Annotated in this window: 20 protein-coding genes and 1 tRNA gene; 6 read left to right on the forward strand and 15 right to left on the reverse strand. The window is 54.9% G+C overall.

The window, feature by feature from the left end; all coding sequences use genetic code 11:
* Positions 1 to 7 precede the first annotated feature (7 nt).
* Positions 8 to 376, reverse strand: coding sequence for a hypothetical protein (locus tag BN940_RS06675; RefSeq protein ID WP_052355657.1), 369 nt, complete (start codon positions 374 to 376; stop codon positions 8 to 10).
* 203 nt (positions 377 to 579) lie between these two features.
* Here BN940_RS06675 and BN940_RS06680 point away from each other — a divergent pair.
* Positions 580 to 670 (forward strand) — tRNA-Ser (locus tag BN940_RS06680).
* 74 nt (positions 671 to 744) lie between these two features.
* Here BN940_RS06680 and BN940_RS06685 read toward each other — a convergent pair.
* The 14 genes from BN940_RS06685 to BN940_RS06745 form a co-directional block, all read right to left on the reverse strand.
* Positions 745 to 1,020 carry a head-tail connector protein gene (locus tag BN940_RS06685; RefSeq protein ID WP_043681378.1) on the reverse strand — a complete coding sequence of 92 codons (276 nt, stop codon included), beginning with the start codon at positions 1,018 to 1,020 and terminating at the stop codon, positions 745 to 747.
* Positions 1,017 to 1,328 carry a phage head closure protein gene (locus tag BN940_RS06690; RefSeq protein ID WP_043681381.1) on the reverse strand — a complete coding sequence of 104 codons (312 nt, stop codon included), beginning with the start codon at positions 1,326 to 1,328 and terminating at the stop codon, positions 1,017 to 1,019. The genes BN940_RS06685 and BN940_RS06690 overlap by 4 nt, the downstream gene beginning before the upstream one ends.
* A 291-nt stretch (positions 1,329 to 1,619) precedes the next feature.
* Positions 1,620 to 3,116 (reverse strand): terminase large subunit, encoded by a 1,497-nt coding sequence (locus BN940_RS06695; RefSeq protein WP_043681385.1) that lies wholly within the window; start codon positions 3,114 to 3,116, stop codon positions 1,620 to 1,622.
* On the reverse strand, positions 3,113 to 3,574 hold the full coding sequence (locus tag BN940_RS06700; protein WP_043681388.1) for a hypothetical protein: 462 nt from the start codon (positions 3,572 to 3,574) through the stop codon (positions 3,113 to 3,115). Before BN940_RS06700 ends, BN940_RS06695 begins: the two co-directional genes overlap by 4 nt.
* Before the next feature lie 8 nt (positions 3,575 to 3,582).
* Positions 3,583 to 4,011, reverse strand: a complete 429-nt coding sequence (locus BN940_RS18390; RefSeq protein WP_173424578.1) for an HNH endonuclease — start codon at positions 4,009 to 4,011, stop codon at positions 3,583 to 3,585.
* Positions 4,011 to 5,192, reverse strand: a complete 1,182-nt coding sequence (locus BN940_RS06710; protein ID WP_043681391.1) for a phage portal protein — start codon at positions 5,190 to 5,192, stop codon at positions 4,011 to 4,013. The genes BN940_RS18390 and BN940_RS06710 overlap by 1 nt, the downstream gene beginning before the upstream one ends.
* Entirely contained in the window at positions 5,189 to 5,737 is a 549-nt protein-coding gene (locus BN940_RS06715; protein ID WP_043681394.1) for an HK97 family phage prohead protease, read from the reverse strand. The genes BN940_RS06710 and BN940_RS06715 overlap by 4 nt, the downstream gene beginning before the upstream one ends.
* The gene (locus BN940_RS06720) at positions 5,737 to 6,954 is read right to left on the reverse strand and encodes a phage major capsid protein (protein WP_043681397.1); all 1,218 of its coding nucleotides are present in this window, start codon (positions 6,952 to 6,954) and stop codon (positions 5,737 to 5,739) included. The genes BN940_RS06715 and BN940_RS06720 overlap by 1 nt, the downstream gene beginning before the upstream one ends.
* A 101-nt stretch (positions 6,955 to 7,055) precedes the next feature.
* Positions 7,056 to 7,385, reverse strand: a complete 330-nt coding sequence (locus BN940_RS06725; RefSeq protein WP_043681400.1) for a TubC N-terminal docking domain-related protein — start codon at positions 7,383 to 7,385, stop codon at positions 7,056 to 7,058.
* Positions 7,385 to 8,599, reverse strand: coding sequence for an AAA family ATPase (locus BN940_RS06730; RefSeq protein WP_084330552.1), 1,215 nt, complete (start codon positions 8,597 to 8,599; stop codon positions 7,385 to 7,387). Before BN940_RS06730 ends, BN940_RS06725 begins: the two co-directional genes overlap by 1 nt.
* On the reverse strand, positions 8,590 to 9,018 hold the full coding sequence (locus tag BN940_RS06735) for a DNA primase (RefSeq protein ID WP_043681403.1): 429 nt from the start codon (positions 9,016 to 9,018) through the stop codon (positions 8,590 to 8,592). The genes BN940_RS06730 and BN940_RS06735 overlap by 10 nt, the downstream gene beginning before the upstream one ends.
* 13 nt (positions 9,019 to 9,031) lie before the next feature.
* Complete coding sequence (locus BN940_RS06740; protein ID WP_242404281.1) at positions 9,032 to 9,298, reverse strand: helix-turn-helix transcriptional regulator; 267 nt, start codon at positions 9,296 to 9,298, stop codon at positions 9,032 to 9,034.
* A gap of 58 nt (positions 9,299 to 9,356) precedes the next feature.
* On the reverse strand, positions 9,357 to 9,863 hold the full coding sequence (locus BN940_RS18855; RefSeq protein WP_148304900.1) for a hypothetical protein: 507 nt from the start codon (positions 9,861 to 9,863) through the stop codon (positions 9,357 to 9,359).
* Positions 9,860 to 11,053 carry a tyrosine-type recombinase/integrase gene (locus BN940_RS06745; RefSeq protein ID WP_052355659.1) on the reverse strand — a complete coding sequence of 398 codons (1,194 nt, stop codon included), beginning with the start codon at positions 11,051 to 11,053 and terminating at the stop codon, positions 9,860 to 9,862. The genes BN940_RS18855 and BN940_RS06745 overlap by 4 nt, the downstream gene beginning before the upstream one ends.
* A gap of 253 nt (positions 11,054 to 11,306) precedes the next feature.
* Between BN940_RS06745 and BN940_RS18860 the strand changes: the two genes are divergently transcribed.
* The 5 genes from BN940_RS18860 (at position 11,307) to BN940_RS18880 (ending at position 14,925) form a co-directional block, all read left to right on the forward strand.
* A complete protein-coding gene (locus tag BN940_RS18860) occupies positions 11,307 to 12,575 on the forward strand; it encodes a tyrosine-type recombinase/integrase (protein ID WP_148304901.1) in 1,269 nt (422 codons plus the stop codon).
* A 500-nt stretch (positions 12,576 to 13,075) separates the two neighbouring features.
* Complete coding sequence (locus BN940_RS18865; protein ID WP_148304902.1) at positions 13,076 to 13,318, forward strand: hypothetical protein; 243 nt, start codon at positions 13,076 to 13,078, stop codon at positions 13,316 to 13,318.
* Complete coding sequence (locus BN940_RS18870) at positions 13,315 to 13,617, forward strand: plasmid mobilization protein (protein ID WP_148304903.1); 303 nt, start codon at positions 13,315 to 13,317, stop codon at positions 13,615 to 13,617. The genes BN940_RS18865 and BN940_RS18870 overlap by 4 nt, the downstream gene beginning before the upstream one ends.
* Complete coding sequence (locus tag BN940_RS18875; protein ID WP_148304904.1) at positions 13,608 to 14,216, forward strand: relaxase/mobilization nuclease domain-containing protein; 609 nt, start codon at positions 13,608 to 13,610, stop codon at positions 14,214 to 14,216. The genes BN940_RS18870 and BN940_RS18875 overlap by 10 nt, the downstream gene beginning before the upstream one ends.
* A 28-nt stretch (positions 14,217 to 14,244) precedes the next feature.
* Positions 14,245 to 14,925 carry a hypothetical protein gene (locus BN940_RS18880; protein ID WP_148304905.1) on the forward strand — a complete coding sequence of 227 codons (681 nt, stop codon included), beginning with the start codon at positions 14,245 to 14,247 and terminating at the stop codon, positions 14,923 to 14,925.
* The last annotated feature ends 53 nt before the right edge of the window (positions 14,926 to 14,978 follow it).

Below are 14,978 nucleotides of genomic sequence, written 5' to 3' on the forward strand. Positions count from 1 at the left end.
GTCGAGCCTAGGTCTTGCGGGCCTTCGGGCCGCGGTAGCGCGGCATGCCGGGCGTGCCCGGGGCCGCCGCCGTGTCGGAGGCGGCCGCATCGGGCGCTTTCCGGTCGGCGCCGATGCGCGTGATCAGGACCAGGCAGCCCACCCAGAACAGCAGGGTCAGGACCGTGGCCAGCAGGCTGTGGAAACTGGCATAGCCGGTCGCGGCCGAGGCCCGGATGCCGAAGGTGTCGGCGATGACGGGGATGTTTCCCAGGCCTTCGACCATCAGGCGGCCGGGCAGGGAAAAAGCCCATTTCAGGGCATCGATGACCTCCCAGCCGGCGACCGAACCGTTGCCGTCGATGTCGAGCACGAAATGCAGGGCTTGGATGTTCATGGCGGACCCCCGGCTGCGTTGATGCCTGAATCCACTATAGGCCAGAAGGCGGGGGGCGGGCAACGGGGCGCGACACGGGGTGCGACGTGCCCGCCGGCATGCGTTGACCCGGCTCAAAGCCCGTGGGCGTGGCGGGCCGGCCCGGAACGATGCGTCTGGATTCATGCTATGATGCGCGACTCGACTCGCAATGCGTCGTACCCGGAGAGGTGGCAGAGTGGTCGAATGTACCTGACTCGAAATCAGGCGTACGGTTTCCCCGTACCGTGGGTTCGAATCCCACCCTCTCCGCCAGAATGCCTTTAAAATCAATAACTTAATATTGATTTAAAAATTAGTCCCACATAAAAGCCCACATAAATCGGACTTCAAACCCCCATCTCCCGGTACGGGTCCAGCAGTCGCCGGTACGTCTCGTTGGTGAAATACTGCTTGTCGCCCCCGGCCTCACGGTTGGCGTACAGGTCGCCCACTTGCAGCAGGATCGCCGCCTCGACGGGTGCCGGTACCGGGTCGGGAATGGCGTCCAGGTTCAGGTAATCCAGCGCCGCTTGTGTCGCCGCGTCGATCATGGACCCGATCAGCGTGTCCTCGTCGTCGCCATCCACGCGAAGATGGTCTTTGGCTTGTTGCAGTGTCGTCATGTCGTCCTCGTCACGATCAGATCAGTATGGATGCGGTCAGCAGGTAGCACGGCCTCGATGTCGTAGTCCTCGCCGCCGATGCGGGCAATCATCCCGGCGTCGATCCCAGGCGTTCGCCGGATGCGCACCGATGCGCGGACCTCGGATGCTGCGATACCGGATTTCACGGTTTCGATGCCCGACAGGAACCGGACGTTGGCCCAGGCCATGCGCACCAGCTCCCAGGTGTCGATAGGCTGGCCGGTTTCGTCCTGGCCCTGTACCCGCTTCCAGATACCGATGCGTCGATCTAGCTGTCCTGCTTGCATGTCAGTCCTTCCGCATTTCAAATGCCGATGGGTCGGTTTCAAATACGGGAAAATCCCGCATTCCCGGTAGTTTGTAGGTGCCGGTCGCGCCTTGAGGAACAAGGCCACCGGCTGACGGGGTTTTCCTGAAACGTGGCACTCACCGTCTAATCCACGGCTGGCCATCCGGCGAACCGGCCCCCCAGCAAGGGTTACTGAACAAGCGGGTTTCCCCACGCGCTCAAATAAAGAAAATCTCATCAGGCACTCGTCACTGCGGATTTCCGCAGTGAGAGACTCCCCTCGCCGGCTTCAAACAAAGAAGATTTCATCAGGCACCGCCTGTACTTGTTCGGTTCGGGTCGCCACACCAAACGCCATCGCCAGCGCCTGAATGCCGTCAATGCGGCCAGTCGGGCGGGATTTGTCCAGCTTGCGATTGCCCGCCGGGTCTTTCGTCACCGTGGCGTTGGCCGCGCACATGGTCAGCACCGGATGATTGCCGTGGGCCAGCTCACCGTTCAGCAGCGCGGCTTCCAGCGCATCCAGGGCCGGGGACATATCCTTGAACCCTTGACCCCACTCAACTAGCGGGAAGTCCAGCCCCAGGCGTTCCAGCTCACGGCGCAGCACGTCGATGCGCCAGCGGTCGAAGCCAATAGCCTGTATCTCCACATCGGACAGGATCGCGGCCATGTCGCTGGCGACCTGTTCATAGTCGATGGCGGCCCCCTCGCAGACGCGCAACAAACCGGCTTGCGCCCACTCAACATAGGGTGCCCGGTCGCGTCGCGCACGATCCTGCAATCCCGCCTTCGGGGTCCAGAAGTGCGGCTGTACGCACCACACGCCATCCACCTGGCCGATCAGCACCAGGGCCGTCAGGTCGGTACGGGCGGACAGGTCCAGGCCAGCGAATACGGGACCGTCGAAGGGCAAGGGGGTCGCAGAACACGACGCCCATACGTCGGGACTGATGAATGGGCTATCCAGGCTCACACGCTGATTCAGCAGCAAGTTGCGGGCCATGCTCGCCATGCTCGGCATCCGGGCGGCTTGCTGCATCTGTTCGCGCAGATCGTCCAGGCTGCGAAACGTGCCCATGGCTGGGTTCGCGGCCTTCCAGGCGGCTTCATCCAGCAGGTCGCAATCCTTCGCAGCCTCGTACACCCGGCACACCGTGCGGGGGTCACGGCTCACCTTCGCATCGTCAATCCAGACGGACAGCAGATCGGCATCGTTGGCGGCTTGCGTCGATATGGCAATAAGCAGCGGGGCTTCGTGCGCTCCCTGGCTGGTCGTGATGGCATCCACGAAGTCGGACTGCGGGCCGCGCACCTGGCCGATTTCGTCCAGGATGGCGAGCACCGGAGAGAGGCCGTGGGCCGTCTTGCCATCGGCGGCGAGCGCCCGGTACTCGACGTTCAGGGGCAGGCCGATCAAGCGTTTGCCGCTGGGGATGATCTTCACCAGGTCGGAGAGCATCGGGGACTGTTGCGCCATCTTGCTGGCCAGCGCGAAGACCAGCGCGGCCTGATCCCGGCTCATGGCACCAGAGACGATCTGGCTGTTCTGGCGGGCTTCCGGCCCCACCAGGTGCGCCAGCAGCAGACCAGCTATTAACCCTGTTTTTCCGTTTTTGCGGGCAATGCTCAGGATCGCGCGTCGGGTGCCTGCCGGGTTGTCGTACACGTCGCAGATGAAACGTTTCTGAAACGTTGCCAGCTTCATGGGGCTGCCCACCAGCGCCCCCTCGGGCACCCGGCAGTACCGCTCGATGAACTTTATGACGGCCTGGCCCCGTGTCACTTGGCAATCCTCAGACGCGGAATCAGGTCATCGTCGGGCTGTTGCCGGGCCTGGCGCTCCAGCCGCGCCGCATCGCCCGTATCGTTGGACCGTCCCACCGTGGCAATGGCGTGAACCTGCAGCACCCGTGTCAGGGCCGTGGCACGCTTGACCAGGGTTTCCAGCATTTGCGCCGCCGGGTTGATCTTGCCGTCCAGGATGTAGCCCTCGGCATCCACCACCGCCTGCAGGGCCTCGATGTCAGCCTGAGCCCGTGCCAGTTGGGCAGCCGTCACCAGATCCACATCGGTCCAGTTGTCGCGGGCCTTGCTGGTGATAATGCGCTCCCAGAAGGGCCGATCACCCGGACGCAGGGAAACACACGCGGGCGGCTCCAGCGGCGGCAGGGCGGCATTTTGGGCGGCCTGTACAGCGGCTTTGGCGGTATCCGTGCGGGCGCGTTTCTCGGTCGTTTTCATGGTCGGATTCAGCAGTCAGCGTTAAAAGAAGGGGGAGCAGACGGTCTATTCCCATCGGCTGCCCGTGATTTCTGGCGTTCAATGGCTTGCTGGCCTGCCAGAACGGCGTCAGAGCGGCGATACCAGGGGTGCGAAGGGTCCAGCGGGCATCCGTTCACATCGCAGCCCATAGCCACGTTCTTGCCGTGGTCGCGTGCAGTCTTGATCGAGTGGCATGAATGGCACAGCGGGCATAGGTTCTCCCGGCTGTTGTCGCTCGGATCGCCCGAGATATGATCCACGTCCGTTGCCGGTTCAGTGATGCCCCTGGCCGCGCAGTGACGGCATAGTGGTTCTTCGGTCAGCACTGCGGCACGCAGCTTGCGCCATGTCACGCTGTTCAGCGGGATAGTGCGCCGGGGATCAGCTTCCCGGCCCGACTTGTTGGCCTTGGTCATTACTCGGCCTCCTTGCTCGGATATGGTGGGGTTGGCGTTGTGGGGGCTTTTCCGTCATTGGCGGTAAAGTCGTCCAGCCCATCTATCGGCGGTAGATTCTCAAGCTCCCTTGCTTCTGAAGGCTTCAGCCAGCCCGCTTGAATGCCGGATGCGTAGAATGCCGCCCGTGTCGTGGAATCCCCTCTCAGCAGCCCTTCAGCCGAATGCTCGACATAGAACGTATTACGTGCGGCCTCTGACAGACACACCGCCTCTATGGCTTGCTCCCACCGGGTCATCCAGGTTCGCAGCGTCGTCACCACGAAGGCGCGGAACATCTCAGACGAATTGCTATACGTGCCATTGCGCAGATCGCCGATAAGGGTCGGCGGGCACCGGAAGATGCGGGCCACTTCCTCGACACTGAATTGGCGCGAAGCCAGCCACTCGGCATCCTGCAAAGACATTGAAATAGGCCGGAATGTCAGGCCAGCTTCCAATACAGCAGTGCGGCCAGCGTTGCCTGTACCGCTGTACTGAGCCTGCCAGCTTTGCTTCAAGCTGTCGCGCTGTTCGGGCTTTAAGGTCGCGGCGGATTCCAGCACACCACTCAGGCGGCCAGCATTGCGGAAGGTGCTCACACCGTGCTGTTGCTCTTCCAGGGCCAGATCAAAGGTGCTGCGGGCTATCTGAATAGGACTCATGCCCAGCACCCCATCGTTGCCCAGGCGACCGCGCAGGTGTAGGCACTCACCTTGCAGCAGACGCACCACACGCCCATTGTCGGAATACTCGTAGGCCAGCTTGCCAGACGGCAGGCGCAGCACAGACACATCACGTATTTGGTGAAGCGCCTTTACTTGGCCGGTATGATCGCGCTCGATGCGGGCAAAGGCGTTACCGCTCAAAAGCACGGCAGCGGTCATGCTCTCGCGGAACTCAAATGCCGTCGTTCCATCGTTCGCCATGCGGTTGAGCACCTTGTGTAGCGGATGCGAGCGCACCTTATCATTGCCTTGGTAGACGGCGAAGGGAAGACTTGCCAGCGTCTCGGAAATGAGACTGACACACGCCCACACTGCGGCCAAGCCTTCGGGGTTTTTGTTGCCGGTACGCAGGGCCGCGAAGTCCTGCCAGTAGCTGTCACCCCCAGGCGCTTGATTCGTGGATCGCGTCTCAGATCGTTTGAAGGGCCAGATCATCGGCACGTCTCCAGCCAGGCCCGCCCGATGATGATCGGATCGCGGATGGCGGCGTAGAAGTGCTGTTCGTCCAGGCTGCGCAGTGCCACCGTGGTATCGGTATAGGCCGGGTCGCTGGTCAGCGTGATTTCGCGCAGGTCCACCCGCAGCAGTTCACGCAGGAACGTGCCAGATCGCTGTTCCCAGCGGTCGCCGCCGTCAGGCACCGTGAACCCGAAGGAACACCCGGCCACGTCGCCGCGCTGGATCAAGACGGCAAGATCGCGGCCATGAGTGGTATCAGGTAGAGCCAGCTCGAACCGTAGACCATGATCGTCCTCACGCAGTTGCAAGGTGCCCGACCGGGTAGATCCCAGCAGCGCATCGCCTTGATGATGGTAGAGCGCCCGGATCGCCTGGCCGGACGCAAGCGAATCCGCGAAGGCACCGGGCCGCACGATCTCATCGAACGCGCCCAGGTGCGCCGCAGAACCAAAGACGGCGGCATAGCCCCGGACACGTCCAGGGCCAGCCAGCGCCAGATCACCGCTTGACCGGATTTCCATCACAGCGCCACGTCGTCAGCCAGAACAAAGGCGTTCGGCTCACGGCACACCATGTCCATCGTGGCCATGATGCGCAGTTGAATATCGCCCTTCTCGTAGTACCCGGCGGCATACGGATTGGCGAGAATCTCGGCGCTGCCCCACTGGCCCACGATCAGTTGCGAGAAGTCGCCCGCGAGAACACGGCCCGTTGCGGGGGTGCCGGTCTTGGCGTCCAGTTGGTTGGTGACGTAAGTGCTGATCCCGGCCACCTTGCCATCCTGCATCAGGTATCCGGGCAGGCCGGTTTCCTTGAGCGTCGTTTGCAGCTTGCTGGCGGCCTTCGGATGCGTCAGGATCGCGTTGGCCGTCACGTTCTTGAGGGCCAGCTTTTCCAGCAGCGCGACGATGGCGTCCCAGTCCAGAGTCGCAAGGCTGCCCGTCTGGATGCCCGACACGTTCAGGATGCCCACCGGCTCATCGTTGGCCGATTGGCCGTGGATCATCGCCTTGTCGATGGCCAGCCCCACGACTTGTACGAAGTCGTCCCGGATCAGTTGTTCGATGCTGGGGTTTGCCTGTTGCAGCAGTTGCCGACTGATTGCCGACAGCGCCCCGACGTGGCGCGGTTGCAGCTTGATCGTGGAGAAGGTCGGCGCGGATTCGGTCAGGGACTCGCCCTCGGAAACCCAGTAGGCCGTAGACGCCCCGGTTTGCTTCGGGATCACGGTATCGCCCCGCAGACCAGTCAGCACACGCGCCCCCAGGCTGCGCATGACCATCGCGTTACGCAGCAGGCCCACAAACTGATCGGGCCGGTAATCGTCGGGGACAATACTGGCCTGGCTGGTCGTGGTTTGCGTTGCTCGTTTCTCAAACACGCTGGTCGGCACCAGGACGCCACCACGGCGGGCCGTCACACCCTGGCGGGCCTGTTCGGCGTTGAACTCGGCCAGTGCGCCCGTCGTCGCCCGATTCTCGACTTGAGCCATGATGGCCTCGGTCAGCGTCACCCGGCTTTCCAGATCCGCCATGCCGCGATCCACCGGCTCACCAGCGGCGCGGCGCTCGGCTTCGTCAATGAAGGCTTGGCGCTGTTCGTCAGCCTCCAGGGCCGTGATTTCAGCCTTCAGTTTGTCGAAGGCGGTTTTCTTCTCGGCGGTCATTTCGCCGTCCAGCAGGGCACGGGCCTCTTGGACTTTGGCGGCGCGGGCTTCGCGGATTTCGTGGAGTTTCATGTGTCTGGTTCCTATAGGAAAAATACCGGGTATTTATCCAGTATTTATCATATTGATTTGCAAAGAAAAAGCCCTTTTTCAGGGCTTGGATGTTGGCGGATTTAGGCGGACTGAACGTGTTGTTTGTTGGCACGCATACCAGACTGAAATACCCGCCACAACGGCAGACCCACAGCGCAGCGGGCCAGATGCGGGTTTTGGCCTGCGGCTATGCAGGTCGCGCACGAAAAATGGTGCAGGTAATACCGGGCGGCCAGTGCGGCGTGATCGGCTAGCAGCAGTTCGATCAGTTCGGCCTTGTGGGTGCGGATCGCATGGCGCATGTCGTCGGACAGGACGCCAGCCGGAACGGCCAGACGGTTTCCGTCCAGCACTTCCGGCTCGATTCCTGCCTGGCGCAAATCATCCAGGATGCGGGCAGCGGATGTCATTAGAAGACCTCCACCGAATGGGATTTGAACGGCTCGATTTCTACTAAGGTGCTCACATCTTCCCTAAGATGCTCACTCCCAGGGTTGAGCGCCTTAGCGGGTTCGTTGAGCATCTTAGGAAATTGCGTACCAGGGCTAAGACGCCAGACCCATCCACTTTTGGCTCCGATTCCGTCGCCCACGCGCTCGGCCTCTACACCGATTTTTTTCTGTGCTCGGCGAATCGTTGCCCAGGAATACCCAGCCCCGTCGGCATCCTGCCTCACCTTCTTGGATGGCACGGGGCCATCGGCCAACAGGTCACGCAGGAAGTCGCAAGCGTCGTCCAGTTCCGTGTGTCCATCGTCCACCCCGTCCACTGCGTTCAGGATTTCGCGGGCACTGCCTTCGATCTTTCCGCCCCACCAGGCGCGGGTCGTTTCGATCCCGCTATCCAGTGTCGCCGGTTGAATGCCGTACTCGATGCCGCCGTCGTCAACGGCGATATTCGATTTTGCGCGGGCCAGCACCCGCATGTCGGAACCTTCCTGCTTGGCTGCTACCAATACCATCCGGGCCAGGGCCGCGAAAGCCTGACTGCCGATCACCCGTTCTTGTGGGTCGCTGCCCTTTGTGCCTTTCGCAAAGTGACTGATACCGATGATGGCTGCACCCTGTTCGGCGGCGAAGTCCACCATGGCTTGCAGGCCCCGGCGCACGTCGTTTGCTTTGTGCATATCTCCCTTGATGGCCGATACGATGGGGTCAATCATCAGCAAGTCCACGCCACCCATGCGGGCGGCTGCGAGCTTCAGTAAGTCCATGTCGCTGGCCGGATCGAACGGCTCCCGTTCGCCTTGATCGCTGATCTTGCCTTGGATGATGTAGACCCGCTCCAGGTCCGCCCCCATCGCCATCAGGCGCGGGATCAGGGTATCCGCAGGGTCATCCTCGGAAGACCAGATAATGACGTTGCCGGTTGTATTGCACGCCTGGCCGTCAGGCCAGATACCCGCACTGGTCAGCGTTGCCGCCAGCCCCAGGGCCAGGGTCGTTTTGCCTGTACCTGCTGCGCCTGCCAGGATGGTCAGTTTGCCGGTCGCCAGCCAGGTGGGCCAAAGCCAGTTGATCGGCTGTGGGGTGATGGTGGCCGCTTGCACCATGTTCGCTTCCCAGGATGCGCCCAGGGAAGCATCAATAGCCATCGTTGCGGCTTCGAGTGCTGTTACCGGCATCCGCACACCTCCAGCGCATGATTGATGCGGGTGGAGGCTTGCAGCAGCCTGGCGCGGTCTTTGTCGCCCAGTGCCACGCCATTGCCCAGGTTGCAGGCAGCAGTGGCTGCCAGCAGCGCCTCGAACGAAATGCACCGCAGCGCGTCCGCATAGGAAAACGGCATCTTGGCCGTGCGCAGGATTTCACGCGGCCCAGGCGACGGCGGGAACAGGTCTTGGACTTGTAGGCCGACGCTAAACAGCACGTCATACACGCTGCATCCGCCGAAGTCATGCACCAGCACCTTGCCATCGTCGGTTTCACGGATCGCAAGGGAAGGGTGCTTGTCCTCGTGGGCGGGGCAGCAGGCAATCCACCGGCCCCGGCCCGTGGGCTTCACCTTATCCAGGCGAGAAAGCAGAATTTGAACGGCGCTCATTGCAGCTCCCCCTTTAGCTGGCCTTGCGGCTGGCGACCTGTTCCAGAATCCAGGCGTCCACCTCGGATTCCAGCCAGGCGACCGCTCGGCCACCGAAATTCACGGGTTGGGGGAAAGCGCCTTCGGCGACCTTGGCATAGACCCAGGAGCGGCCCATGCCGATCTTTGCCATGACTTGATTCAGGCGAATCAGGCGCAGATCATCGGCTGCTTGATTGGCTTGTTGAGGGGAATGAATTTGGGGAACCATGTTTGTATCCTTGTGGATGCTGTTGAACATGGTTTCCCATTATTGGCATATTTCGATACCGGAGTATTCCGGGAGAATTCCGGGAGAATCAGCCCATTCGATGTACCCGTGTTGAGTATCCGGGGTCGGCAATTAACTTGCCCTGTGATTTCGCCCATGCTAGGGCACGCTCTTCGTCCCAGCCGCGAGCTCCAGCCTTTGCGCTGCTCAGGCCATTCTCGGCTGCATGTCGGATATCGCCATCAATAGTTGGCCACCGGGCACCGTGGGTCTCAATTAGCGCCTTTCGGCGCATGACTCTTGATTGGGTCGGCGGTATAGGCTCGACGGCTATTTTTTGTTCTGCGGCCCATTCGTCGATTGCCTGAACCATCTGAGCGTCCAGCCTTGAGAAGTCACCAGTAAACTCGGCCATGCTCCATGCGTCATTGAATTTATAAAGGAGTTGGATTTTCAACGATCCTAATGCTGGCTTGGAGGCGTTTCCAATACCTGAAAGCTCGGCCATGAGGAGATTGAGACGCCAATCACCTTCCAACCTTTTTTGTGCTATTTGCTTGAACCGGCTTTCGATTGCATCGAAATAGTCCATCATTCACCCCTCAGAAAATCAGCCCACGCCTGCATCATGTCACGGCGCTTTTCCAGCGCGTCACCACGACGATATGCTGCCTCAACCCGGTTGGCCAGCGTATGCGCCAGCGCCTGTTCGGCAAGTTCACGCGGGTAGTGGGTACGTTCGCCGCACCAGTCGCGGAAGGTTGAACGGAACCCGTGGGGCACCGCCGCCAGCCCCATCCGGCGCATGACCGCCGTCAGGCTCATGTCTGATAGCTGGCCACTGCGTACAGAATGAAAGACATACGGGCAGCCTTCCAGCCGGGGAACGGCCTTCAGCAGCGCCACAGCGGTATCTGACAGCGGTACTCGATGCTCGGCCCCGGCCTTCATGCGGGATGCGGGAATCGTCCAGGTTTTCGCGTCCAGATCTATTTCATCCCACGTCGCGCCGCGAACCTCACCGGATCGCGCGGCCGTCAGAATGACAAGTTGCAAGGCGCGGGCACCCATGCCGTCCCTACCGGCCAGATCGCGCCAGAATCCCGGCATGTCGTCAATGGGCATCGCTTTGTGATGTTCTACTTTTTGCACCTTGCCCCTGGCGGGCAGGATCGTGTCCAGGTGGCCTTTCCACCGGGCCGGGTTCAGGCCAGTGCGGTATTTGCGCACCGTCGCCCAATCGAGCACTGACTCGATGCGCCCGCGTAGCCGGGACGCGGTTTCCGTCTTGGTCGTCCAGATTGGCTCCAGCACAGCGAGCACATGCGGCAGATCAATATCGGCCACAGCGAGCGAACCCATGACAGGGTAGGCGTACTGGCTCAGGGTGTTTTCCCATTGTTGCCGATGCTTCGGGTTCTTCCATTCCGGCGCTTTGGCCTCGATGTAGGCGGCGGCGCACTCGCTGAATGTCTTGTCGCCTGCCTGTTGCGCCTTGATGGCCTGGCGGACTTCTCGGCGCTTGGCCAGCGGGTCGGCACCGTCGCGGATGCGTTTGTGGATCTCGAAGGCTTCCTGCCGCGCCTGCTCCAGGGTCACGAAAGGGTACGGTCCTATGCCAATGTCGCGGCGCAGGTCACCCACCTTGACGCGCAGCACCCAGGATCGACTGCCAGTTGAAGTGATGCGCAGGTGCAGGCCGTCCACACCGCCCACGGCATAGCGCCCCGGCCCCTTGCGGGATGCCACCCAGCGGTCGGTACGGTATTGTGCTTTTTTGGGCATTTGTAAAATTGTCCGTAGAACTCTACGAAGCCATTATGCCCACATAAAGACGTGGATTGCAATGGATATCTACAAATCCATCATTGTCCGTCTATGCTGATAGTTGCTTTGTAATCAATACGTTAGCGATTCTATACGAACATAGACGGATGATAGAAAGGCGGACACCCTCTCCGCCATTTCTTCTAAAGCCTTGATTTTTCAGGGCTTTTTTCTTTTCAGTTGGTTGAGTAGGTAAAGGCACAGGTAAAAAGTGAGCCTGAACTTACCCATCTACCCCAGACCTGAAACAGGTATCTACTACCTCCACACCAGCCTCAGAGGCAAGCAGGTCAAAAAGTCATTAGGCACCAAGAGCAGAGCTGAGGCTATCATTAGAGCCTTGCCTCTATTCCTTGCCATTGTCCAGCAAAGGCACCATATGACTATCAGGAAATACAACATAGACATCAGCAAAGGCATCTTTCAAGCAGATAGTCTTGAAGATCACAGAATGCTTTTAGAGACCCTACAAGCCTTTAAAACGTCTGAGTATGTAGAAAGGTTAGCAGTAGCACCAAAAAGGTCTCAAAACGCCTCTATTCAAGCCACAGAGCCATCAGGTTTAACAGTTAGGCAAACATTAGATAAGTTTCTGCTATTCAAAAAATTCACACAGGCAACAATTGATAGTTATAAAAACACAATTGAAGACTTTGCCACATACACCAAAAACCCATTGATAACTAAAATAATGGTTAGTGATGTAGTGAATTTTGTTGAGTTTCTACTAACTGAAAAAAACAACAGTCATAGAACAGCACACAATAAAATCACAGTCTTGAAAACCTTCTTCAATTTTGCCATCAGTCACGGATATTATTTTGGTGAAAACCCAACAAAAAACCAAACTATATTAAGCAAAAAGCAACTTGAAAAAAGCAAATATAGTATTTTTTCAGATGATGAGATAATTCAGTTATTCACAAGTGAACAATTCAAAATCAGAACAGAAAAAGATAAAGATTTCTATTATGCTTGTCTGCTTTCTCTAATTACAGGTTTGAGAGTAGGAGAAATTACAGTTCTGAAAAAGCACCATCTAAAAAAGCAGGATGGCATCAACTATATCAAAGTTGTGAAGTCAAAAACATCAGCAGGAATTAGAGATGTGGCTTTGCCTGATTGCCAATTTATAACTGATTTCTTGGATTATGCTAAAAACTCAAAACAACCAGAAAATAAAGTTTTCAGGTATAGAGAAAAGGATGGCAAAGGTGCTGGTAATGCTTTGGGAAAAAAGTTTGCTAGACTGCTACAAGAAACAAACATACATAGGGATAAGTTGGTTTTTCATTCATTGAGAAAATATTTTAATGATTTCATGAAAAGGCATGGAATAGGTTGGGAAATGAGAACCCAGCAATTAGGACATGAGAATGATGACATAAACAACAAGATTTATAGCAATGAATACACAATGGAGCAAATGAAAGAAGCCATTGAGCCACTACAACAAAAAATATTTTTGCTGATTGCTTGAAGTTTATGCCTCTGAAATATGAGGCATTTTTTTATCCAAAAATATCAGACATATCCAATATATTTTTTTGGTTGTGGTTAGTCATCAAGTCATTCAAATAGTTCGTAAACACCAATTTAATATCAGTGTTTTCAGATTTCACATAATCAATAATAAATTGCTTTTGCTGTTTTGAGCATCTGAAACTAATAACTGATTGCCCCTTTTGAACTCTTTTTTTCTTCATATATACCGCCATTATTTTAGTGTATACACAAGCATATACACATAGCCAAAATATACAAAATTTGGTCTATTTCTTCAAATAATCAGCATTATTAAGCAGTGTTTTTTTTGACAATAAGCAGTTAATTTTCCATACTAAATTATCTATTAGATTTATCTAATCCAGCAACCTAATGGGGTTCCCCATTAGTAGCCCTAACAAGTTAGGTCTTTGCTGTTTGGGGTGTCCCCCAAGCCCCATAAATCTAATCACAGATTATTAAAGGAAATTGATTATGAATGATGAGGATAATGACATATTAGACACAATAAAATTATTCGGCATTTTTTGGTTTGCTATTGCTTGCCCTTATTTATTGCCCATAGCAATTTTAATGATGATTATCTACTATGGAGCAAAAGCAATTGCAAAAATTTTCGGTGGAGATATAAAAGATATTGAGACCCCAGAGAAAAAAGACAAAGAGCCAAAAGATAAAGGGGCACCACTAAAAATAAAAAGAAAGGGTAGATTATGAAAACAGCAACAACAAAAAGAACCAGCAGAACAATCAAATTCAATGAAGAAGAAAGAGCACTGATCCAAAAGGAGGCTGATGATAAAGGTTATAAGTTTGGTGTGCTGGTGAGGATGAAAGCACTTAATCAATCACTTATTTTTAAGGAGAGACAAAAGACACTTTCAAATCTCAATCAGGTTTTTGGATTACTCAAAGCAATCTACAAATCAAAAAGACAAGTAGATATCAAAGCAGAACTTCAAGCCATACATCACCAATTAGAAGAATTGAAAAAGGAGATGAGAAAATGGCAATAGTTCAAATCTCAATTAGGCAAAAAGAGAACAAGATTAAATCTTGTAGTGGAGCAGTAAACTATGTTTTGGGAATGATTGATGGCAACAAAGAAGAAAGGAAAGTAGCACCAAAAACAATTTTAGGTGATCCCCAACTTATTAAAGATTATGACAAGCATCCAAATATGGGAGACAAAAACAAATCTACTAGTGGAGTTATTGCTTTCAGAGATAATGAGAAGTTAGACAAGAATCAAGAGAATGAACTAATTGACTTACTTCAAAAAACAGCAATCCCAAAAGAGTATAGAGGCAAGGTTGATATGCTTGTGGTTAAGCATCAGGACAAAGGAAATACTGAATACCACTTTATCATCCCACATTTAACCAATGAGGGAGAGAAGTTTAACCCTTGGCCTGTGATAGGTAGAGATAGAGGAAAAACAGCAATCAAAACAGGGCAAGCAATAACCAGATTAGTGAATGATACTTTTGGCTTTGAGCAGGTATTGAGAACTCGAAACAGCAATGGGCTAACATCAGCAGAAAGAAAAATGCCAGATCTTCAAAAGACAAAAAAAAGCCAATCAAAAATCCCAAGTCATCCACAACATAGTTAGAACTGAAAAAATACAGAACAGAGAGCAGTTGATAGAACACCTTAAAAAAAATGGTATTCAAATTAGCAGAGCAGGGGACAATTACATATCAATTAAACAGCCTGGTGAAGCAAAGGCTATGAGATTATCAGGAGGTATTTTTTCAAAAGATAGCACAGCAGACTATCAAAGAATTAACAGCCAAATAATTGAAAAGCCAACATACACAGCACAAGATAGGCAAGCAGACATTCAACTGATTAAGTCTTTTCATGCTCTTGTAGTTGATAGATTTGAGGGTAAGCAACACAACCAGACTGAACTACTACAAGCATTTAACCAATGTGAAAAACAGGCTAACAAATTAGAGTTGAAGATAGAAACTCCCAAGCCAACAGCCAATAAGGTCGAAAGACAAAGACCCCTTTCCTTGGAGGAAAAAACAAAGAATAGTCCAACCCCTACAACACCAGACCAGCATCAACAGCCACAACAAACAGCAGGACAAGGCTTATCAGGGCAAGCAGTAAGTAGTGGAGTAGGAGAAGCAGAGGCATCTTTACAATCTGCTTTAAGTGAATTATCACAAGCAGAGGGAGCAAAACCAAAAGATATGAATAGAGTTTTAAAGGCTAAAATAGCAGTAGCCCAAGCATTAGCACAAGTTGAACAGGCTAAAAAATTAGAGGCTGAACAACAAGACAACCAAAGAAAGAGATATAGGGTTTAATCATCCTCTATTGCTTTTCCCGAAAAGGGGGATCTTTGCCTTATGGCCCCATC

The sequence above is a fragment of the Castellaniella defragrans 65Phen genome, assembly GCF_000612685.1.
Classification (GTDB): Bacteria; Pseudomonadota; Gammaproteobacteria; order Burkholderiales; family Burkholderiaceae_B; genus Castellaniella; species Castellaniella defragrans.

Coding starts and splice junctions, on each gene's coding strand:
- BN940_RS06675 (WP_052355657.1), bottom strand. CDS start 376: ATGAACATCCAAGCCCTGCATTTCGTGCTCGACATCGACGGCAACGGT.
- BN940_RS06685 (WP_043681378.1), bottom strand. CDS start 1,020: ATGACGACACTGCAACAAGCCAAAGACCATCTTCGCGTGGATGGCGAC.
- BN940_RS06690 (WP_043681381.1), bottom strand. CDS start 1,328: ATGCAAGCAGGACAGCTAGATCGACGCATCGGTATCTGGAAGCGGGTA.
- BN940_RS06700 (WP_043681388.1), bottom strand. CDS start 3,574: ATGAAAACGACCGAGAAACGCGCCCGCACGGATACCGCCAAAGCCGCT.
- BN940_RS18390 (WP_173424578.1), bottom strand. CDS start 4,011: ATGACCAAGGCCAACAAGTCGGGCCGGGAAGCTGATCCCCGGCGCACT.
- BN940_RS06710 (WP_043681391.1), bottom strand. CDS start 5,192: ATGATCTGGCCCTTCAAACGATCTGAGACGCGATCCACGAATCAAGCG.
- BN940_RS06715 (WP_043681394.1), bottom strand. CDS start 5,737: ATGGAAATCCGGTCAAGCGGTGATCTGGCGCTGGCTGGCCCTGGACGT.
- BN940_RS06720 (WP_043681397.1), bottom strand. CDS start 6,954: ATGAAACTCCACGAAATCCGCGAAGCCCGCGCCGCCAAAGTCCAAGAG.
- BN940_RS06725 (WP_043681400.1), bottom strand. CDS start 7,385: ATGACATCCGCTGCCCGCATCCTGGATGATTTGCGCCAGGCAGGAATC.
- BN940_RS06730 (WP_084330552.1), bottom strand. CDS start 8,599: ATGCCGGTAACAGCACTCGAAGCCGCAACGATGGCTATTGATGCTTCC.
- BN940_RS06735 (WP_043681403.1), bottom strand. CDS start 9,018: ATGAGCGCCGTTCAAATTCTGCTTTCTCGCCTGGATAAGGTGAAGCCC.
- BN940_RS06740 (WP_242404281.1), bottom strand. CDS start 9,298: ATGTTCAACAGCATCCACAAGGATACAAACATGGTTCCCCAAATTCAT.
- BN940_RS18855 (WP_148304900.1), bottom strand. CDS start 9,863: ATGATGGACTATTTCGATGCAATCGAAAGCCGGTTCAAGCAAATAGCA.
- BN940_RS06745 (WP_052355659.1), bottom strand. CDS start 11,053: ATGCCCAAAAAAGCACAATACCGTACCGACCGCTGGGTGGCATCCCGC.
- BN940_RS18865 (WP_148304902.1), top strand. CDS start 13,076: ATGAATGATGAGGATAATGACATATTAGACACAATAAAATTATTCGGC.
- BN940_RS18870 (WP_148304903.1), top strand. CDS start 13,315: ATGAAAACAGCAACAACAAAAAGAACCAGCAGAACAATCAAATTCAAT.
- BN940_RS18875 (WP_148304904.1), top strand. CDS start 13,608: ATGGCAATAGTTCAAATCTCAATTAGGCAAAAAGAGAACAAGATTAAA.